Origin of the sequence: Ruegeria spongiae, from assembly GCF_023502395.1 — a bacterium.
Lineage (GTDB): Bacteria > Pseudomonadota > Alphaproteobacteria > Rhodobacterales > Rhodobacteraceae > Ruegeria_C > Ruegeria_C spongiae.
The window spans coordinates 86,244-104,572 of sequence record NZ_JAMFMB010000017.1 but is presented as its reverse complement, the minus strand read 5'-3'; the positions used below and the strand labels follow the sequence as shown (position 1 = coordinate 104,572).

18 protein-coding genes and 2 pseudogenes are annotated in these 18,329 nt (G+C 61.5%); 12 read left to right on the top strand and 8 right to left on the bottom strand.

What is annotated here, in order from left to right; translation table 11 throughout:
• Together M3P21_RS14295 and M3P21_RS14290 are read left to right on the top strand one after the other, a co-directional pair.
• Positions 1 to 262: pseudogene (locus M3P21_RS14295) on the top strand (hypothetical protein); the annotation flags it as partial.
• Positions 263 to 373: 111 nt separating this feature from the next.
• Positions 374 to 694: pseudogene (locus M3P21_RS14290) on the top strand (integrase core domain-containing protein); the annotation flags it as partial.
• A gap of 34 nt (positions 695 to 728) precedes the next feature.
• On the opposite strand, the gene M3P21_RS14285 reads toward M3P21_RS14290, so the two are convergent.
• A complete protein-coding gene (locus tag M3P21_RS14285; RefSeq protein WP_249710814.1) occupies positions 729 to 1,574 on the bottom strand; it encodes an LOG family protein in 846 nt (281 codons plus the stop codon).
• A gap of 81 nt (positions 1,575 to 1,655) precedes the next feature.
• Here M3P21_RS14285 and M3P21_RS14280 point away from each other — a divergent pair, with 81 nt between their 5' ends.
• From M3P21_RS14280 to dapD, 5 genes are all read left to right on the top strand, one after another.
• Complete coding sequence (locus tag M3P21_RS14280; protein WP_249710813.1) at positions 1,656 to 2,591, top strand: threonine/serine dehydratase; 936 nt, start codon at positions 1,656 to 1,658, stop codon at positions 2,589 to 2,591.
• A 31-nt stretch (positions 2,592 to 2,622) separates the two neighbouring features.
• Entirely contained in the window at positions 2,623 to 3,222 is a 600-nt protein-coding gene (locus M3P21_RS14275; protein WP_249710811.1) for a GntR family transcriptional regulator, read from the top strand.
• 106 nt (positions 3,223 to 3,328) lie between these two features.
• Positions 3,329 to 3,916 (top strand): biotin transporter BioY, encoded by a 588-nt coding sequence (locus M3P21_RS14270; protein WP_249710809.1) that lies wholly within the window; start codon positions 3,329 to 3,331, stop codon positions 3,914 to 3,916.
• Positions 3,909 to 4,874, top strand: coding sequence for a biotin synthase BioB (bioB, locus tag M3P21_RS14265; RefSeq protein WP_249710807.1), 966 nt, complete (start codon positions 3,909 to 3,911; stop codon positions 4,872 to 4,874). The genes M3P21_RS14270 and bioB overlap by 8 nt, the downstream gene beginning before the upstream one ends.
• 103 nt (positions 4,875 to 4,977) lie before the next feature.
• Positions 4,978 to 5,805 (top strand): 2,3,4,5-tetrahydropyridine-2,6-dicarboxylate N-succinyltransferase, encoded by an 828-nt coding sequence (gene dapD, locus M3P21_RS14260; protein WP_249710806.1) that lies wholly within the window; start codon positions 4,978 to 4,980, stop codon positions 5,803 to 5,805.
• 100 nt (positions 5,806 to 5,905) lie between these two features.
• Here dapD and M3P21_RS14255 read toward each other — a convergent pair whose 3' ends face one another.
• Positions 5,906 to 7,093 (bottom strand): MFS transporter, encoded by a 1,188-nt coding sequence (locus M3P21_RS14255; protein ID WP_249710805.1) that lies wholly within the window; start codon positions 7,091 to 7,093, stop codon positions 5,906 to 5,908.
• Between the two features lie 56 nt (positions 7,094 to 7,149).
• Positions 7,150 to 7,734: a GNAT family N-acetyltransferase gene (locus M3P21_RS14250; protein ID WP_249710804.1), complete on the bottom strand. Its 585-nt coding sequence runs from the start codon at positions 7,732 to 7,734 to the stop codon at positions 7,150 to 7,152.
• A 169-nt stretch (positions 7,735 to 7,903) separates the two neighbouring features.
• Here M3P21_RS14250 and M3P21_RS14245 point away from each other — a divergent pair, with 169 nt between their 5' ends.
• On the top strand, positions 7,904 to 8,251 hold the full coding sequence (locus tag M3P21_RS14245) for a DUF8846 family protein (protein ID WP_373320025.1): 348 nt from the start codon (positions 7,904 to 7,906) through the stop codon (positions 8,249 to 8,251).
• Between the two features lie 9 nt (positions 8,252 to 8,260).
• Here M3P21_RS14245 and M3P21_RS14240 read toward each other — a convergent pair whose 3' ends face one another.
• From M3P21_RS14240 to M3P21_RS14230, 3 genes are all read right to left on the bottom strand, one after another.
• Positions 8,261 to 9,319 carry a transporter substrate-binding domain-containing protein gene (locus M3P21_RS14240; RefSeq protein ID WP_249710802.1) on the bottom strand — a complete coding sequence of 353 codons (1,059 nt, stop codon included), beginning with the start codon at positions 9,317 to 9,319 and terminating at the stop codon, positions 8,261 to 8,263.
• A gap of 71 nt (positions 9,320 to 9,390) precedes the next feature.
• Positions 9,391 to 10,485, bottom strand: a complete 1,095-nt coding sequence (locus M3P21_RS14235; RefSeq protein WP_249710801.1) for a Hint domain-containing protein — start codon at positions 10,483 to 10,485, stop codon at positions 9,391 to 9,393.
• A gap of 1 nt (position 10,486) precedes the next feature.
• A complete protein-coding gene (locus M3P21_RS14230) occupies positions 10,487 to 12,061 on the bottom strand; it encodes a Hint domain-containing protein (RefSeq protein ID WP_249710800.1) in 1,575 nt (524 codons plus the stop codon).
• A gap of 274 nt (positions 12,062 to 12,335) precedes the next feature.
• On the opposite strand from M3P21_RS14230, the gene dapE reads away from it, so the two are divergent.
• From dapE to rnr, 3 genes are read left to right on the top strand one after another with little or no spacing between them, the layout of a single operon-like run.
• On the top strand, positions 12,336 to 13,478 hold the full coding sequence (gene dapE / locus M3P21_RS14225) for a succinyl-diaminopimelate desuccinylase (protein WP_249710799.1): 1,143 nt from the start codon (positions 12,336 to 12,338) through the stop codon (positions 13,476 to 13,478).
• A gap of 48 nt (positions 13,479 to 13,526) precedes the next feature.
• On the top strand, positions 13,527 to 14,102 hold the full coding sequence (locus tag M3P21_RS14220; RefSeq protein ID WP_249710796.1) for a TIGR04282 family arsenosugar biosynthesis glycosyltransferase: 576 nt from the start codon (positions 13,527 to 13,529) through the stop codon (positions 14,100 to 14,102).
• A 46-nt stretch (positions 14,103 to 14,148) separates the two neighbouring features.
• A complete protein-coding gene (rnr, locus tag M3P21_RS14215) occupies positions 14,149 to 16,407 on the top strand; it encodes a ribonuclease R (RefSeq protein ID WP_249710795.1) in 2,259 nt (752 codons plus the stop codon).
• Here rnr and M3P21_RS14210 read toward each other — a convergent pair.
• Both M3P21_RS14210 and M3P21_RS14205 read right to left on the bottom strand, forming a co-directional pair.
• The gene (locus M3P21_RS14210; protein ID WP_249710794.1) at positions 16,398 to 16,784 is read right to left on the bottom strand and encodes a DUF1801 domain-containing protein; all 387 of its coding nucleotides are present in this window, start codon (positions 16,782 to 16,784) and stop codon (positions 16,398 to 16,400) included. The genes rnr and M3P21_RS14210 overlap by 10 nt on opposite strands.
• The gene (locus M3P21_RS14205; protein ID WP_249710793.1) at positions 16,781 to 17,479 is read right to left on the bottom strand and encodes a glutathione S-transferase family protein; all 699 of its coding nucleotides are present in this window, start codon (positions 17,477 to 17,479) and stop codon (positions 16,781 to 16,783) included. Before M3P21_RS14205 ends, M3P21_RS14210 begins: the two co-directional genes overlap by 4 nt.
• Before the next feature lie 112 nt (positions 17,480 to 17,591).
• On the opposite strand from M3P21_RS14205, the gene M3P21_RS14200 reads away from it, so the two are divergent.
• The gene (locus tag M3P21_RS14200; RefSeq protein WP_249710792.1) at positions 17,592 to 18,311 is read left to right on the top strand and encodes a helix-turn-helix transcriptional regulator; all 720 of its coding nucleotides are present in this window, start codon (positions 17,592 to 17,594) and stop codon (positions 18,309 to 18,311) included.
• Positions 18,312 to 18,329: the final 18 nt, after the last annotated feature.

The window sequence follows — 18,329 nt, the reverse complement described above, 5'->3', positions numbered from 1 at the left end:
AACCTCTGCAGCCGGACACATGACCCTTCCACTGCCCGCCAGGGCATTGCGCAGCAATGTCCCGAGAGGGTTCAGCCAGAGCCGTGCCTTCTTGGGTTGTTTCATTGGAACCTTGAGCCCCTTTCGCCGCCATAATTACGCCCGTCGCCTCAAGACGCTCGGCGGTCTCACGCCCTACGAATACATCTGCAAAATCTGGACTTCAGAGTCAGACAGATTCATTGTTGACCCGATCCACCAGATGCCGGGACTGAACATCTAGTGCGGGACTGTATGCAACGCTTACGTTGTACTTCACCCGCTGGAATCACTACGGAAGCAACTCGGAGTGTGGTGGAAACGCAACGCGCGCTGTGGCGAAGCTGCTACCGGCGTCGGCTGGCATTACATCGCACCGGGAAAGCCAATGCAGAACGCCTTTGTGGAGACATTCAACGGCATGCTCCGGGACGAACGCTTGAACGAACACATCTTCGGCAACCTCGCTGAGGCACGGAAGATCATCGAAACTTGGAGGATTGATTACAACACCCAGAGACCACACACATCGCTTGGCGGACTGGCTCGGGCCGTCTTCGCCAATCTCACCCGCGCCACCCGGCCTGCTTCACTTGAGTTCCGCAAGGGCTCCGCTCAGCAGGCCTTGACCGCAAACAAATCAACAGAAAGAAACAGGAACGGATTCTACACCTAAACAGCCCGGATCAGGGGGTTGGGTCAGCTGTGGTTCAGCGACCGGGGATGTCATCGCGGGGTGGGGCGGGTTCCCAGCTTTCGATCAGGTCCACCGCGTCCTGCGCCGTGTCCACAAATCGGAATAGGTCGAGATCCTCGTCCGAGATCGTGCCTGCGTCCGCCAGTGCCTCCCAGTTGATGACCTTTTCCCAGAAGGTGCGCCCGAACAGCAGGAACGGAACCCGGTCCATGCGCCCGGTCTGGATCAGGGTCAGCGCCTCGAATAATTCGTCCATCGTGCCGAACCCGCCGGGGAAGATGGTGATGGCGCGGGCGCGCATCAGGAAATGCATCTTGCGGATCGCAAAATAGTGGAAGTTGAAGGCCAGCTCCGGCGTTACATGCAGGTTGGGTGCCTGCTCATGCGGCAGCACGATGTTGAGCCCGATGGAGCAACCGCCCGCATCTTCGGCGCCGCGGTTGCCGGCCTCCATCACGCCGGGGCCGCCGCCGGTGACGATCACGTTCTCGCGGCAACCGCTTTGCTTGGACTTCTCGGTCATCAGCCGGGCAAACTCGCGCGCCTCGTCATAGAACTCCGACAGATCCGCCAATGTCTGGGTGCGCGCGGTGTGTTTTTTGGACGGTTCGGGAATACGCGCGCCGCCAAACATCACAATGGTCGAGGTGATGCCGTGTTCGTCCAGCATCAACTGCGGCTTCAAAAGCTCAAGCTGCAACCGCACCGGGCGCAGCTCTTCGCGGCACAGGAATTCCTCATCCGCAAAGGCCAGCCTATAGGCGGGCGAGCGTGTCTGCGGCGTGTCCGGCACCTCGCTTGCGGTGCTGCGGTCGGTATGGGCGTCCCGGAAAGGGCTCAGGCGGTGATCTTCTTTCATTGCGGTGTCTTGTCCCGGCTTGCGTGTCTGCCCAACAGCTATAGGGTTCGCGACCAGAGCGCCAGTGACGGGATGATGACAATGGGGTGGACGCAGGAAATCGAGGCGGCAGCGGGCCGGATCGCCGGGCATGTGGTGGAAACGCCGGTGATGCGCTGCGGGGGGTTCGGGTTGGACCATCCGGTCGAGATGAAGCTTGAGCAGTTTCAGCATACCGGTAGTTTCAAGGCGCGCGGCGCCTTCAACACGTTGCTCGGTAGTGAGGTTCCAGCGGCGGGTGTGGTTGCGGCTTCGGGCGGCAATCATGGCGCTGCAGCGGCCTATGGCGCGCGGGCTCTGGGGTATCCCGTGCATATTTTCGTACCGGAACTGGCGGGCCCCTCCAAGATAGCTCTGATCGAGCGTATCGGCGCAGACCTGACGGTGGTGCCCGGTGAATACGCCAATGCCCTGACAATGGCGCAACAGCATGAGGCGCGTTCGGGCGCGATGCAGATCCACGCCTATGACGCGCCGGCTACGGTTGCGGGGCAGGGCACGCTGATCCGCGAATGGGAGCGGCAGGGACTGCAGGCTGACACCATTCTGATCGCGGTTGGCGGTGGCGGTCTTATAGCGGGCGCACTGGCCTGGTTGCAGGGCGCGCGCAAGGTGGTGGCGGTCGAGCCGGAAACCTCTTGCGCGTTGCATGCCGCGCGCGTGGCCGGTCATCCGGTGGATGTCGAGGTTTCGGGCATCGCCGCCAATGCGCTGGGGGCGCGACGGATTGGCGAGATCTGCTTCGATCTTGCGACGCGGCGCGGAACGCAAACCGTGCTGGTCACGGATACGGCGATCCGGTCCGCGCAGACCGCGCTTTGGCAAGAACGGCGCATTCTGGTTGAACCAGCGGGGGCCACCGCGCTGGCTGCGCTGATGTCGGGCGCCTATCGCCCGGAGCCTGGTGAAAGACTGGCGGTTCTGGTCTGCGGTGCAAATATCGCGCCCGACCCGCTCAACCCGGACAATTCCGCTTGAGTGCGGTCGAGGCAGATTTTATCTATAATCCATGACAGCGACAATTGCCGACTCGATTTACGAAAGCCTCAGCCAGCAGATCATCACTGGTGCCCTGCCAGCGGGCGAGAAGCTGCGACAGGACCACATAGCGCGCGCCCATGAGACCAGCCATGTTCCGGTGCGCGAAGCACTGTTGCGGCTTGAGGCGCATGGGTTGGCGGTTAGCGAGCCGAGACGCGGCATGCGTGTCGCCGCGCTCGATCCGTCAGAAATGCGCGAGGTGATCGAAATGCGCGTGGCACTGGAAACGCTTGCACTGCAGCATGCGGTTCAAAGCCTCACGCCACGAGATATCAGACTTGCAGCAGAGGCGCTTGCACAATGTGATGCCGCCGAGGACATGCCCACCTGGGAGGCACGGAACCGGGTTTTTCACCGTGTCATCCTCACCCCGTGCGCCATGCCGCGCCTGCTGCATGCGATTGACGATCTGCACATCGCAAGCGCCCGCCATTTCTTTGCCCAATGGCAACGGAAGTGGGTGCAGCGAACCGATGCAGATCACGCTGCCATCCTTCAGGCGCTGAAGGGTCGGAACGCAGTGGCCGCCAGTGGCATTCTCGCGCGACACATCCGCCGAATGCTCTGACCCTCACCGTGTTTCAGGGGTGTGGCAACAAGTGGCTTGACTCTTTATCGATAAAAATTTCAAAAACAGTAGAAAGTAAGAATTTTTATCTATAAAAGGAAAGCCCATGAAACTGCCCCAATCTTCCGCGCTTCCGGCGGTTGGCTCGGTCGGCCTGCCCGGACAGGCCCTGCGCGTCGTCGCAGGTGTGTTGCTGCTGACCCTCAGCGCAAAGGTTCAGGTTCCGTTCTGGCCGGTCCCGATGACCCTGCAGGTTGCTGCTGTCATGGCGCTTGCCGCCGCCTATGGCCTGCGGTTGGGAACCGCGACCGTGCTGGGTTATCTGATGGTGGGTGCCCTTGGTTTCCCGGTCTTTGCCGGAACGCCCGAAAAAGGCGTCGGACTGGCCTATATGGTTGGTGGCACAGGGGGATACCTGCTGGGCTTTGTCGTCGCGGCCGTCATCGTGGGTTGGGCTGCTGATCACCTGCGCAAGCTGTTCCTTTGGCCTGCGATGCTGGTGGGCCTTGCGATGATCTATGCGCTTGGCCTTGGCTGGCTGGCGCAATTCGTGCCGGGGGACAAGCTGCTGGCCTATGGGTTCACACCGTTCATCGCCGGGGATCTGGTCAAGATCGTGCTGGCCAGTGTTGTTGTACTGGGCCTGCCCTCCGGGCTGCGCGCGCACATTCGTGGAAGCCGATCCGATGCTTGACGGCACCAGGGTACTGCGCAGCGACTGGACGGTCGACGAGGTGGAGGCGCTGCTGCGTCTCCCCTTGCTGGACCTCGTTGGTCAAGCCAATGCGATACACCGGGCGCATCATGATCCCGAGGACATCCAGAAAGCCAGCTTGCTGTCGATCAAGACCGGCGGCTGCCCCGAGGATTGCGCCTATTGTCCGCAATCGGCGCATCACCGCGAAGTGGATCTGACCAAGGAAAAGCTGATGAACCCGGCGCATGTGCTGTCGCTTGCAAAGCGGGCAAAAGCTGCGGGTGCCGAACGGTTCTGCATGGGTGCAGCCTGGCGGCAAGTGCGCGATGGTCAGGAATTCGACAACGTGCTCGAGATGGTCTCAGGCGTGCGGGATCTGGGGATGGAGGCCTGCGTCACGCTGGGAATGCTGCAACCGCATCAGGCCCAACAACTGGCGGATGCGGGTCTGACGGCCTATAATCACAACCTCGATACATCGCCGGAATTCTACGCCGAAATCATCGGAACGCGCACCTATCAGGACCGCCTGGAAACGCTGTCGCATTGTCGCGATGCAGGGATCGACCTGTGCTGCGGTGGCATCATCGGGATGGGCGAAAGCACCCACGACCGGGCGTCGATGCTGCAGGTGCTTGCCGGGTTCGATCCGCACCCCGAAAGCGTGCCGATCAACGCGCTGATCCCGATCGAGGGCACGCCGCTGGCGCATCGTCAGAAAGTCGGCATCTTCGATCTGGTGCGGATGGTTGCCACCGCCCGGATCATCATGCCGAAAACCCGTGTCAGGCTGTCCGCCGGACGCTCGGATTTCTCGGCGGCAGAGCAGGTGTTGTGTTTTCTGGCCGGGGCGAATTCGATTTTCTATGGCGACGTATTGCTGACGGCGCCGAATGCCGGAACCGGACAGGACCACGATATGTTCGAGCTGATCGGCGCCCTGACCCGTGACTGACCCGTGACTGACGCAAAGCGCCGGTGTCACGTCGCATTGCGCAATGGCTGCCGTTTGCATATAGGCGACACCGACATGACCAGATATTGCAGGGAGCAAGCAGATGTCCAACACGCAACTGGAAACGGCCATCGAAGCCGCGTGGGACGCGCGCGATACCATCACCCCGGCCACCACCGGTGAACAGCGCGAAGCGATCGAGGATACGCTGAACGCGCTCGACAGCGGTTCTCTGCGCGTGGCCGAGAAGCAGGGCGACGGGTCCTGGCACGTGAACCAATGGGCCAAGAAGGCGGTTCTTCTGGGCTTCCGCATCAAGGACATGGAACAGCAGCAGGGCGGGCCGCAAAACGGCGGCTGGTGGGACAAGGTCGACAGCAAGTTCGCAGGCTGGGGCGACAACCAGTGGCGTGACGCGGGCTTCCGCGCGGTGCCCAACTGCGTGGTGCGCAAATCCGCCTTTATCGCGCCGGGCGTGGTGCTGATGCCGTCCTTCGTGAACCTCGGCGCTTATGTGGACGAGGGCACCATGGTCGATACCTGGGCCACCGTGGGGTCCTGCGCGCAGATCGGCAAGAACGTGCACCTCTCGGGCGGCGTCGGTATCGGCGGCGTGCTGGAGCCGATGCAGGCCGGGCCGACCATCATCGAGGATAATTGTTTTATCGGTGCACGCTCGGAAGTGGTCGAAGGCTGCATCGTGCGCGAAGGCTCGGTCCTTGGCATGGGCGTGTTCATCGGCAAGTCCACCAAGATCGTGGATCGCGAAACCGGCGAGGTCACCTATGGCGAGGTGCCGCCCTATTCGGTCGTGGTCGCAGGCTCAATGCCGTCGAAGAACAACATCAGCCTCTATTGTGCAGTGATCGTGAAGCGGGTGGATGAAAAGACCCGGTCGAAAACCGGCATCAACGAGTTGCTGCGGGACTGAACGGGCGCTTGTTCCTGAAAAAACAAGGCCGCTGCGATCCTGCAGCGGCCTTTTTCGTTTGCGTGCTTACCGTAAAATCGGCAGCCAATGGCCCGTGACGTCAGGCCTTCCCTTTTGCACCGGCTCGGATTTTGAGGTCTTTCAGCCCGAACGTGCTGAACGATGCCAGAAGCAGCAAGGCAACCGTGAAGTATGCCGCGTTGTTCCAGGTGCCGCTGTCCCCGTTCATCATCGACATCAGGGGGATCGCGATGATGCCGCCGGAATTCCCGCACAGGAACAGAAGGCCCGTCGCGGCACCTGCCTTGCCTTTGCCCACCTGTTCCTCGGCGAAGCTGAGCATCACAGGAAGACAGGCCAGGAAGAAGAAGCCCAGCGTGAATGCATAGCCATAAAGCGGGCCAAGGTTTGCCGTGAAGCAAAGCGGATAGACCAATAGGCCGCCAATCAGCGAACAGACCATGAGGAACGGTTTCCTGCGCATCGTCCGGTCGGACATCGCCGGGATGACGACGGCCCCCAAAATACCACCGATAATGATAAGCCCAGCCACCAATCCGGCATCATCGACCGAAATGCCATACTGCCCCAGAATCGCCTCGAGCCAGAGGGTCAACCCGTTGAACGCGCCAAGGGCCATGAACGAAAACAGAGCCATGTAGCGGATGTTTTTGTGCTGCAGAACCTCAATGTATTCGCGGAACCCTGCGGACTCATTGCCGGCACCGTCGCCACGCTCGTCAACTGCCACAAAGTAGATCAGTGTGCTGACGAGGCTGAGAACCGCAAAGATCCCCATGCTGAAGGACAGGCCGAACTCGCTCACCACCATTGGTGTGATCGCCGCACCGACTGCCATGCCCAGGAACATCCCCATCGAGGCTAGGCCGGTTGCCATGGCGTTGTGCTCGGGTTCGAACCAATCAGCGACCACTTTGGAAATGGCGTTGATGATATAGGGCTGCGAGATGGCAATGGCCGATTGCGCCAGAAACAGAAACCAGAAACTTTCGGTATAGATACGGCAGAAGGCAAACAACGTCATGATCGAAGCCGCCAGCCGGAGCAGCTTCTTGTAGCCCCAGCGGTCCACCAGAACGCCCGCGTGCAAGGTGAAAATCACGTAGAATAGCGGGAAAACCAGAACCTGCAGCGAGGCCGTCAGTTCATCCACGCCATAGGTTTCCTGCAGCAGCGAGGTGAGCGGCACAAAGTTGAACCACAAGATATGCGTGACGCAGAGTTGAAAGGCAAAAGCGCCCAGTACGATCCACTTGGTTGGTTTCATGATACGGTCCTGTTGTTTGGTGTATTGTGTTGTTTTGGATGCCGATAGGTTCGCAATTATTGCGCGGGGCGAAGCATCAGGCGCTCTACCGGGCAACCTGGAACCGGATAGCACTCGCCGATCTGTTCAAAGCCGTAGCGTTGATAGAACCTCATGTTCTCTTCTTTGCTGTTTTCCAGGTAAACGGGCATGCCTGCCTGATCCGCCATCTCCAGCCCGGCTTCCATCAACTTGCCCCCCAGGCCTTTGCCTCGCCCCTCGGTAAGGACTCCGATCACGAAAAGATAAAAGAAGGGGTGTTTTGGCTTGTGCCGATCAAACTCGTCGCCGGCCGGAAGGGCCCGAAGAACGCGCCGCAACCCGCAATGACGAATGAGCGCAGGAGTAATCGGAAGCGTTTGCAGAAACGAGAGGTGGCCCGAAACGCCTGCGGGCAGCCACAGGGACCCAGCCGAGTTGTCCTCTGCGATGTGGCCAAAGCCCCGTTCCAGATATAGCTTCTTCGCCATGAAGGTGGTGTAAGCGATGATCGCTGCCTGACTGCCCATCAGAAAATCGTACACCGGGTCGTCGGCAAAGGCCGCGCCTGTGATTTTGCCGATGATTTCATGCTCGCCTTGGCGAAGGGTGCGGATTGTCATTGCATGCTCCATGGTCGAAAGGGCGGGGTTGATAGCATTCGGAAGGCGATACAGCATGACAGACCCTCAAGGCTTGACCTGTTAAGCCTAAAGATTGACATTATCGGCAATCTCGCGCGATTTAATGCCCGGCTTGACCCCGTCGGGGAGCCCGGCTATGGCCCGCCGCATGGAAAAGACAAAAAAGCCCTCCCGCCAGCAGGTCTATACCCTTGTCGTTCAGATCGGACGCAAGGAGGGCGATGGTCTGCCCGATGGGGCCTCGGGGGCGGCACTGATGTGTTTTGCCAGCGGTGTGGACGAAGCGGAGGCGGTGCGCGAGACGGTGGCGATCCTGAAGCAGGCGGATACCGCGCCCTTGGATGTGACCGGTTATGGCACATTAGCCGAGCGCGAGGCCGAAGGGCACGAGATCAGCGATGAGGAGCGCGATCTGATGCAACGCGCGCTTGAGGAAAATGCGGTGATCGTCGCTCAGATGACGCCGTTTTTTGATGACGTGAGCAAGGAAGGCTGACGCGCCGCGTCAGTTCCGTGACCCGAACCACTTGCGGTAGATGGTGTCGTATGTGCCGTTCTCGCGCAGGGTCAACAGCGCCTGATTGACCTCTTCGACCAGCGGCGAGCCGGTGGGGAAGGCGATGCCATAATTTTCCCGCAAGAATACCGCTCCGGTCACGATCCCGATGCCCTTGCCCTCGTGGCTTGTGTAATAGGACAGGATCGGGGCGTCAAAAACGACGGCGTCGATCTCTCCGGCCTCAAACGATGCAATCAGCGGGTCAAGCCCGTCATAGCTGGTGTAGCTCAAATCGCGGCGGTCCAGAAAGGCTGCAGCGGTTGATCCCTGGATCGTGGCAATCCGCCTGCCGTAAAGGTCGTTGACGGAATTGACCGAATTGGTGATCGCCTCGATTGTCATGACCGAAGTGATCCGGGCGGTGAAGACCGACACAACGAACAGCGACGAGATCACCAGGATCACGCCAAAGACCTTGCCGAAGGCGGTGCGCGGCACCCGTTCCTCGAACCCGCCATTGACCACGAGGTTCAGCGCCCACCAGAACGACGGAAACCAGGCGTCGTTGATCTTGCGGTCGAAATAGGGCTGCGCGCGGCGTTCGAAATACCACATCAACATGCCACCCGTCAGCAAAAGCGCAAACGCGATACCGATCGCCAGAAACAGCTCGCGCGACATCAGCGCGCGCATCAGCGAGGGGGATCCCTGTTTGTCTGCCGGAATCATGATCTGCAGCCCGGATTCAAAGATCGGCTGGCTGAAATCCATCAGCGTTTCGCGCTGGGCGGTGATCGAGATATTGGCGATGGCCAGATCGGCGGTGCCATCGGTGATCGCGCTCAGCATGTCGCTGAACTGGTCATAGCGCTGCACGTCGTAGTTCCAGCCGAGATCCTCGGACAGTGCCGCCAGAATATCCATCGAAAACCCGGTCTGACCGCCATCTTCGACCATCGAAAAAGGCGGCCGTGTCACGGTCGACACGTCAAGCTCTTGTGCCGAGCCCGCCGTCGCGCAGAGGCCCGCGATCAGAGACAGAAAGATATAGAGATGCCGCAACATTGATTCCAGACGGTTATGCTGCTGCGCTCCCTAGCGCAGGTCACGGGTTTGGCACAAGATGCGTTGCCGGGTCAGGCTGCGCGACGTTCGGCCAATACGCGGGCGTCGAACGCGCCGAGGACCGGAATGCCCGAGGCTCCGTGGTCGGGTAGCCGACTGCGTTCCAGACCGGACAGCAGGCTGGCCGCCAGCAGGCGTGGCTTGTTGTGCAGCCTGCCGATGAACTGGCTTTCCAGCGCTGATCCAGCGGCAAGCACAGCTTCATGACCGGGCAGCAGCAATTGTGAATAGGTCACCAGCGGCCCCCAGGGAACCGGTGTCACCGCGCGGCCTCGGGTCAGGTGATGGGCCAGGGCCAGAACCGAATGCTTGCCGAACAGATACTCCACCTCGGTACCCGATAGCAGCAGCCGCTGCGACGGGGCCACGACGATGTCCTGATCCAGTCCGAAATAGGGGCTGCGGATGGAAAGGGGGCTGAAACTGCCGCGCGCGGGCACCGTTCGAGCCAGGCGGTGCAGCACCGGCACGACCTCACCACGCGCGTTGATCACCGTGTCTCCGCGCCGCAGCGAGCGCAGCGGGCGATAGCCCATGGGCGTGGCAATCGGCGTTTCGGGATGCATCGAGGGCAGGGGGCCCACGGGCTCGACTGTGTCCGACAGCGCAGCAAAGATGGTCTCGGGCGCGGCAAAGCGGTGCGGCCCGTGCCGGAACAGCGCGTGCAGGTCGCCGAAACGCAGCGGGCAGGGGCCCGCGATGTCCTGTATCAGCACCTGTTCCCTGTCATGCTGTTCCAGCGCCAGTTGCGCCCGGCGCGCCGGGGCGTCCCAGCTATAGGACAGGCGCAGCAGGTCGATACGCCCGGTATCGGGCAGGGTCATCGTCTGGTGGATCACCGTGCCGCCCTGATTGAGAACAAAGATCAGCCCCCGACCCGGGATCGCCTGAACCGACAGGTGAAAGGGCCAGTCGCCCTCGCGGCTGTAGTGAAACAGGGTATGGGCCTGACCGGTATCGGGCAGCCCGGTTTCCAGCACCAGCGTGCCTCGGGCCAGCAGATCGTCGTCGTCGCATCCGATCAGGTCGGGCGCGGTCGGGTCGGCCCCCAGACCGGCGGTCGAGAACAGCTGCGTTTCGGTGTCGGTAAGTGCAATCCAAGTCATGTCACGCGGCTCTCTCTGCGGCTATCAGCAATTGTGCCTCATAGGCTTTCAACGTCCGGCGCGCGGCGGTGCTGTAGCCGAGGCCGGTTTGCGGGTCGAGTTCCGGGAAAATGGTGCAAATCTCATCGATCATGGGTTGCTCGAACAGGTTGGTGGTCTGCGGGCCGGGCAGGAAGCTTTCGGTCGGCAGGCCTTCGGAATAGATCACCTGATGGCGGTCGAACATCACGTGGACATAGGTGACCGCCCCGTCAGGCAGCCGGGTGACCGTCCGGCCGTTAACCAGATATTTCGCGGCGACCAGAACCTCGGCCTCGCCGAACAGCAGCTCTGCCAGGCTATCGCGGACAAGAACGCGATGCTGGGGCGAGACCATCAGATCGCCGTGGCTGCCGAAGGTGTTTGCCCGGATACGGATCGGGGTCAGATTGCCAGCGGCTTCGATCTTGCGGCTGCCGGTCCATCTGAGTGGCTGCGGTCCGTCATCCCGGGTCATCACCAGATCGCCGGGGATCAGCGTTTCAACAGGTATGTCACCCTCAGGCGTGGCAATCAGCGTGCCCGCGACAAAGCAGGGAATAGAACTGGCGTTGACAAAACCGACATCCTGATTGGTGCCGTTCGTCACCGTGTAGGTAAAGTTGAAGTCCTCGACATCACCATCGCCAAAAACGGTGATTGTACCGTTTGCGTTGAGTTGCAGGGTCTGCCCGGTGCTGAGCAAGACCGTGCTGTTTGCGGTGACCGCCTGCCCGTTGATATGGGTGATCGTCAGGGTCGAGCCCGAGGGGTTATGGTCATTTGTCAGAACATCGACGGTTTTGCGCCCATCCGGGTTCACATTGACCGTATCCGAGATCGCCACCAGTTCGGTCTGTACGCTGTCGGCGGCGATCAGAAGGTTGGAATCATAGCGGTTGTCGGCCACATCCGCGATACCGATGCGGATCGTGTTCACCTGATCGGGGATGACGTTCATCGTCAGCGTCAGGGTGACCGTCAGCCCGTCCATCTCGGTGTTGTAGTCGTCGCCACTGTTGTCCAGAAACAGGTTTTGATTGGAATTGCTGTTGATATTGCCTGGATCGGATTCTCCGCCGGAAATCGACAGATCGACCTGTGCGTCGTTAACCCAGACCCCGACGAAATCCTGATAGATCGAATTCTGGAACTCTGGGTACTCCTCGGACGAGAACACGAACTGCATCGTCATGTATTCCGAGGTCGGGATGAACGAGACATCCAGATAGGATGCGTCAAAGGTGTTGGTGCCAGCCGCCGCGTTGAAATCGGGATCGTTATTGGGGCCGTTCGAATTGGTGGTGGTCCGGGTCGACACGTTCGGGTCGCCAGAGGATCGTGTGAAACTGGTGGCGCGCCCCGTCGACAGGATCACACCGCTGTCGCCGGGCGTGGCCCCGGGGGCCAGCGCGTCACCGTTCCCGTAGATGGCTGATGATCGGTTGTCGCCAGTGTAGCTGGCGCTGACCACGGTCGCGCCGTCGCCAAAGATTGCCTGCGCCATCGCCAGTGCACTGGCATTTGTCTGATAGTCGAGCTCTGCCCCGGTCGCCATCTACTGCCCAAACCCGTCATTTTGGAAGCAGTGCGCCGTCGCAGGTCATGCCTGCGCAAAATACATCCATGCCGCGTCATTTGCGCGGTTACGTCTGTCAGCAGCCTTTTGCGGCTTTTGTGCTCGGTGCCCTGCCTCGGGTCATTTATTAACCTTTCGTTAACACAGGTGTCGGGTTTCTGATAAGCGGATTTCCGCTTTTTGGGGTTGGCAGCGCGACATTTTCGTCACAATTGTGACACGAACAGGATGAACCCACAGACCCCGAGGCCCCATGACCACTGATGCCGTAAAGCTCACCGCCGATCTGATTCGATGCCCCTCGGTCACGCCCGCAGAGGGGGGGGCATTGAAACTGCTGGATGACCTGCTGTCATCCGCAGGGTTCGATTGTACGCGCGTGGATCGCGGCGGGATCAGCAACCTCTTTGCGCGCTGGGGGCAAAAGGGTCACGCCCGGACCTTTGGTTTCAACGGCCATACCGATGTGGTGCCCGTGGGGGATGAGGCCGCCTGGACCATGTCGCCTTTTGGGGCCGAGGTGAAGGGTGGTGTGCTCTATGGCCGGGGCGCGACGGATATGAAGTCGGGTGTCGCAGCCTTTGCCGCTGCCGCGATTGATCTGGTGCAAGGCACGCCGCCGGATGGTGCGGTCATCCTGACCATCACCGGCGACGAAGAGGGCGATGCGGTTGACGGCACCACGGCGCTGCTGGATCACATGGCGGCAGCGGGCGAGCGGATGTCTGTCTGTCTTGTGGGCGAACCGACCTGCCCCGACCACATGGGCGAGATGATGAAGATCGGTCGCCGTGGCTCAATGACCGCGTGGTTCACCGTGACTGGCGTGCAGGGGCACGCCGCTTATCCGCACCGGGCCAGGAACCCTCTGCCGGCGCTGGTGCGGCTGATCGACCGGCTTGCGTCGCATGAGATGGATCAGGGCAGCGATCATTTCGATGCCTCGACCCTGGCGGTCGTCACCATCGACACCGGCAACCCGGCGACAAATGTGATCCCGGCGCAAGGTGGCGCGGCGGTGAATATCCGCTTCAACGACCTGCATTCCGGGGTCAGCGTGACGGAGTGGCTGCAATCCGAAGCAGATCATGTGGCCAAAGAGTTCGATGTCGCTATCGACCTGCGGGTGAAAATCTCTGGCGAGAGCTTTCTGACCCCGCCCGGTGCGCTCTCCGATCTGGTGGCAAGCGCGGTCGAGGCGGAAACCGGCATGGTGCCGGTTCTGTCCACCACCGGTGGCACATCCGATGCGCGTTTCATCAAGGATCATTGCCCGGTGGTCGAATTTGGTCTGGTCGGGCGCACGATGCATCAGGTGGATGAATGCGTCGAGGTTGCGCAGATAGAACAGCTCAAGCAGGTCTATGCGCGCATTTTGCGCGACTATTTCGCATGATTTTCCCACCCCGTGTGCTGCGATGTGAATCATGGTGATGGAGCTTTCGTGACACCCACATTGGTCATCATGGTCAAGGAACCGCGACCGGGCCGGGTGAAAACCCGGTTGGGCCGTGATATTGGCATGGTCGGCGCGGCCTGGTGGTTCCGGCATCAGACGCGCATCCTGATCCGCCGCCTGCGCGACCCACGCTGGCGGATCGTGCTGGCGGTGTCTCCGGATCGCGAAGGGTTGCAGAGCCGGGTTTGGCCCGCCGATCTGCCGCGCGCACCGCAGGGGTACGGTGACCTTGGGGCACGGATGGGGCGGATGTTGCGCGGGATGCCAATTGGTCCGGTTTGCCTGATCGGCGCCGATATTCCGGGCATAGATCGCGCCCATATCGCACGCGCCTTCCGCGCGCTTGCCCGCCAGGACTGGGTCTTTGGCCCGGCCACCGATGGCGGCTACTGGCTGGTGGGCGCGCGGCGAGTGGCGGCAATACCACCTACGGTCTTTGACGGTGTCCGCTGGTCCAGCGCCGATGCGTTACAGGACACGCTGGCGACGCTGCCGGGGCAGCGCATCGCCCTGACCGACAGTTTGCGCGATGTGGATGTTTTGGCTGATCTGACCGGCTGATCGTTTTGTCCATGACGTTGTCAACTGGCCGTGCTAGGCCGAGGATATGACGCGAATTCCTTCCAAGCAGGAGATCCTCGACTGGATCTCGGCAAACCCGACCCTCACCTCGAAACGCGATATCGCCAAGGCCTTTGGCATCAAGGGGTCTGACCGGATCGACCTCAAGCGCGTGCTGAAAGAGCTTGAGGCCGAGGGCCATCTGGAAAAGCGCAAAAAGACCTATCGCGACCCCGACCGGCTGCCTCCGGTGAGCGTGTTGCAGGTCAAAGCCCCGAATAACGATGGCGATCTGTTTGCCCAGCCACTGGAATGGCATGGCGAAGGGGTCGAGCCGGTGGTTCTGATGATCCTGCGCGCCTCGGATCCGGCGCTGGGCGAGGGCGACCGCATTCTGGCGCGGCTGAGCGTCGTGCATGAAGAAGACCACAATTATGAGGCGCGCCTGATCCGCCGCATCGGCACCAACCCGCGCCGGGTTCTGGGCGTCTTTCGCAAAGAGGCCGAGGGCGGGCGGATCGTGCCGATCGACAAGGCCGCAGGCACCGATTGGCTGGTCTCCGAGGGCGCAACGCTGAACGCCAGGGATGGCGAGTTGGTCGAGGCCGAACAGGCCGGTCCAAAAGGACGGTTGGGCCTGCCCAGGGCGCGCATCGTTGAACGTCTGGGCGATCCCAGCGCACCCAAGGCGGTGTCGCTGATCGCCATCCATCAGCATGGTATCCCCGATGATTTCCCCGATGCGGTGATCGCCGAAGCTGACAAGGCCAAGCCCGAGGGTCTGAGCGGCCGCGAAGACCTGCGCGACATGCCGCTGCTGACCATCGACCCGGCGGATGCGCGCGACCATGACGATGCCTGTTATGCCCACGTTGATGATGACCCCAAGAACCCCGGCGGCCATGTGATCTGGGTGGCGATTGCAGATGTGGCAGCTTATGTGCGGCCCGGCAGCGCGCTGGACCGCGAGGCCCGCAAGCGTGGCAATTCCAGCTATTTCCCCGACCGGGTTGTGCCGATGTTGCCCGACCGGCTCTCGGGCGATCTGTGTTCGCTGCACGAAGGCGTCCCGCGCGCCTGTCTGGCGGTGCGGATGCAGATCGACGCCGAGGGCAACAAGATCGGGCACAAATTCGTGCGGGGCCTGATGCGCTCGGCCGCCTCGCTGCATTACGCCGAGGTGCAGGACGCGATTGACGGCACCCCCAATGACCGCACCGGTCCGCTGTTGGAGCCAGTTCTGAAACCGCTCTATGCCGCCTACAAGGCGCTGGTTGCGGCGCGCAAGGCACGCCAGCCGCTGGATCTGGACCTGCCCGAGCGCAAGATCGTGCTGAACGATGAGGGCGAAGTGGAAAGTGTGGCCTTCCGCGACCGGCTGGATGCCCACAAACTGATCGAGGAGTTCATGGTTCTGGCCAATGTGGCCGCAGCCGAAACCCTGATTGCCAAACGCTCACCGCTGCTGTTCCGGGTGCATGAGGAACCCGCCCCGGAAAAGCTGGAAAGCTTGCGTGAAACGGCGCAGGCGGCGGGGTTGAACCTGGCCAAGGGGCAGGTGCTGCAGACCCGGCATCTGAACGCGCTGCTCAACGCCGCCGCGGGAACAGAGGATGCGGAACTGATCAATCTCAGCACCCTCAGGTCGATGGCACAGGCTTATTACAGCCCTGAAAATTATGGCCATTTCGGTCTGGCCCTGCGCAACTACGCGCATTTCACCTCACCGATCCGACGCTATTCCGACCTGATCGTGCACCGCTCGCTGATCACCGCCCATGGCTGGGGCAAGGATGGGTTGCAGCCCGATGAAATCGACCGGCTGGAAGAGACCGCCAACCATATCTCGGATACCGAGCGCCGCTCGATGATGGCCGAGCGCGACACTACCGACCGCTATCTGGCCGCGTATCTGAGCGAGCGGGTGGGCAATGAATTCACCGGTCGGATCAGCGGCATCGCGCGGTTCGGGGCTTTCGTGAAGCTGGATGAAACCGGCGCGGACGGGCTGGTGCCGGTGCGCTCTTTGGGGCGCGAGTTTTTCCATTTCGATCGCGAGGCGGGAACGCTGATGGGCTCGGATTCCGGGCTCATCATCGCCATCGGTCAGCGGGTGAGCGTGCGTCTGGCGCAAGCCACACCGGTGACCGGCGGGCTGGAACTGGAGCTGCTGTCGATCGAGGATCAGGCGATGCCGCGTTCGCGTGCGCCTGCTGGTCGTGGCGCGCGGCGCAAGGCGGTCAAGGGCAAGAAGAAACGTGACAAGCTGGACCGTAGACTGACCCGCAAACGCCGTCAGACGTGATAGGTCAGCGCGCGGGCGATCAGCCAGCCATGCCGTTCGGTTGAGATTTCATTCGCGTCGTCAAACAGCACCGCGCGGGTGCCTTCGATCCGGTCGATACCGGGAAACGTCTGGGAAAACTCTGGAATCAAGCGCGTCTGACAATGCACGAACATTCCAAAATGTGCCTGTTTCGGGATGCCAAGCCGGATTGTTGTGCCTTTGCGCGTCAGATAGGCGGGTTGGCCCCATTTCAGCTCTTCGCTGAGCATCGCAGGCTCTGGCAGCGCCGCTGCCGTGTCAAAGATCATCTCGCGCAGGCGCAGCAGGCCTTCCTGCGCCGATGGGGGGAAGGCAGCAAAAGCATCCTCAACCTTGGGGGATTGAAACGGCGTCACGGTAAGCCAATCGTCTGATCCACACGATCCACATATCCCGCAAGAAGCGGGTCGTTGGCAATGCGCAGGCGCAGTTTCGTGTCGATAGGGGTGGCGCGCATGGCCCCCAGTATCGGCGCAACACTCAGATCGGCGGAACTGGGGGCCTCGCCCAGCAGAAACGGGCGGTCCGCAAGAAAGGCACTGATCGCCTGCAGATCCTGCTCGACCCGGTCCAGCCGCTCTGTTTCGGAGAATCGCGAAACCCCCTGGCTATCCAGCCCTTTCAGAACCGATTTGCGGATCGCGCGCGAGACCGGTCCCCGGATCAGTGCTGGAACCTCATGGAAGAAAGCATCGCGCAGGATCGGCCAGACCTGATCATTGCCCCAACGGTCCAGCACGATGTGGAAATAGAGGTGGTCCTCGGCCATCCGGCACAACGCGCGCGACTGACCCTTTTGCACATCGCTCAGCCCGGCGTCGAAATCGGTACCTTGCGCCTCAAGCCAGGCACGGATGCCGTCGCTGTCGGGCAAGAGCCGTTCAGGCGTACGCAGCACCGGAAGTTTGCGGTGGGGCATCTTGCCCGGGTTCAACAGATCGGAGCGCTGCCAGCGTTGCCCGGACAGATGCAGCATATAGGCCGCCTTGACGCAGAACGGGCTGGCGCTGAACTGGCCAAACGCGGCGGGGTAGGTGAGCAGGATCAACATCGGGGCACTCCACATCAGAACATGGCGACAGGTTAGGGTGACCTAATGACAGGTTCTGGCATCAGGCGTAGAGTAATCTCGATCATCTCAGAGAGCGGAGTTGCTTAACCCGATGTCCCGAACTGCCCGGCTTTTTCAACTGATGCAGGCGCTGCGCTCGGGCCAGTCTCCGCGGACCTCGGTGCAACTGGCGCAGGATCTTGGCGTATCGCCACGGACCGTGCATCGCGATATCGACGCGTTGCGCGGGTTGGGGGCGGTAATTGATGGCGAGGCGGGGTTCGGCTTTACCCTGATCGAAGACGCGACCTTGCCGCCGCTGGGCTTTAAGGATGAGGAGCTTGAGGCGCTGGTTCTGGGGCTGCGCGAGGTCGAACAGATCGGTGATCCGGCCCTGTCCTCGGCCGCGTCGCAGGCGCTGAAAAAGCTGCAGGGCCGCCTACCTGCGCGGCAATCGCACCGGCTGAGCCATGCGGTGCTGACAGCGACGCGGTTCGTCCAACCCGTGCCGCCCAGCATCGACGTGAGCGCGTTGCGGCAAGCCACTTGGGACGAGCAATCGGTGGGCTTCGGCTACACGGATGTGCATGGCAGCGAGACCGAGCGCAGCGTTGATCCGCTGTCGATTGTTTATATGGACCGATCCAGCGTGTTGATCGCGTGGTGCCACCTGCGCCGCGACTTTCGGGTTTTCCGGCTGGACCGCATGCGCGATCTGGCCCTGACCGGTCAATCTTTTCGCCCCCGCCGCATTCCGTTGTTGCGCGATGCGCTGGCACATCTGCGTGCTCAGCCGTTCAAAACAGCGGAAGATTGCAAGAGTGCAGACTGACGCTTTGTCCGGGGCCGG

What these genes read in the sequence shown, in the direction of transcription:
- rnr (WP_249710795.1), top strand. Translation starts at nt 14,149, where the DNA reads ATGACGCGAATTCCTTCCAAGCAGGAGATCCTCGACTGGATCTCGGCA.
- dapE (WP_249710799.1), top strand. Translation starts at nt 12,336, where the DNA reads ATGACCACTGATGCCGTAAAGCTCACCGCCGATCTGATTCGATGCCCC.
- M3P21_RS14270 (WP_249710809.1), top strand. Translation starts at nt 3,329, where the DNA reads ATGAAACTGCCCCAATCTTCCGCGCTTCCGGCGGTTGGCTCGGTCGGC.
- M3P21_RS14200 (WP_249710792.1), top strand. Translation starts at nt 17,592, where the DNA reads ATGTCCCGAACTGCCCGGCTTTTTCAACTGATGCAGGCGCTGCGCTCG.
- M3P21_RS14240 (WP_249710802.1), bottom strand. Translation starts at nt 9,319, where the DNA reads ATGTTGCGGCATCTCTATATCTTTCTGTCTCTGATCGCGGGCCTCTGC.
- M3P21_RS14280 (WP_249710813.1), top strand. Translation starts at nt 1,656, where the DNA reads ATGGGGTGGACGCAGGAAATCGAGGCGGCAGCGGGCCGGATCGCCGGG.
- bioB (WP_249710807.1), top strand. Translation starts at nt 3,909, where the DNA reads ATGCTTGACGGCACCAGGGTACTGCGCAGCGACTGGACGGTCGACGAG.
- M3P21_RS14285 (WP_249710814.1), bottom strand. Translation starts at nt 1,574, where the DNA reads ATGAAAGAAGATCACCGCCTGAGCCCTTTCCGGGACGCCCATACCGAC.
- M3P21_RS14275 (WP_249710811.1), top strand. Translation starts at nt 2,623, where the DNA reads ATGACAGCGACAATTGCCGACTCGATTTACGAAAGCCTCAGCCAGCAG.
- M3P21_RS14255 (WP_249710805.1), bottom strand. Translation starts at nt 7,093, where the DNA reads ATGAAACCAACCAAGTGGATCGTACTGGGCGCTTTTGCCTTTCAACTC.
- M3P21_RS14230 (WP_249710800.1), bottom strand. Translation starts at nt 12,061, where the DNA reads ATGGCGACCGGGGCAGAGCTCGACTATCAGACAAATGCCAGTGCACTG.
- M3P21_RS14205 (WP_249710793.1), bottom strand. Translation starts at nt 17,479, where the DNA reads ATGTTGATCCTGCTCACCTACCCCGCCGCGTTTGGCCAGTTCAGCGCC.
- M3P21_RS14250 (WP_249710804.1), bottom strand. Translation starts at nt 7,734, where the DNA reads ATGACAATCCGCACCCTTCGCCAAGGCGAGCATGAAATCATCGGCAAA.
- M3P21_RS14235 (WP_249710801.1), bottom strand. Translation starts at nt 10,485, where the DNA reads ATGACTTGGATTGCACTTACCGACACCGAAACGCAGCTGTTCTCGACC.
- M3P21_RS14245 (WP_373320025.1), top strand. Translation starts at nt 7,904, where the DNA reads ATGGAAAAGACAAAAAAGCCCTCCCGCCAGCAGGTCTATACCCTTGTC.
- dapD (WP_249710806.1), top strand. Translation starts at nt 4,978, where the DNA reads ATGTCCAACACGCAACTGGAAACGGCCATCGAAGCCGCGTGGGACGCG.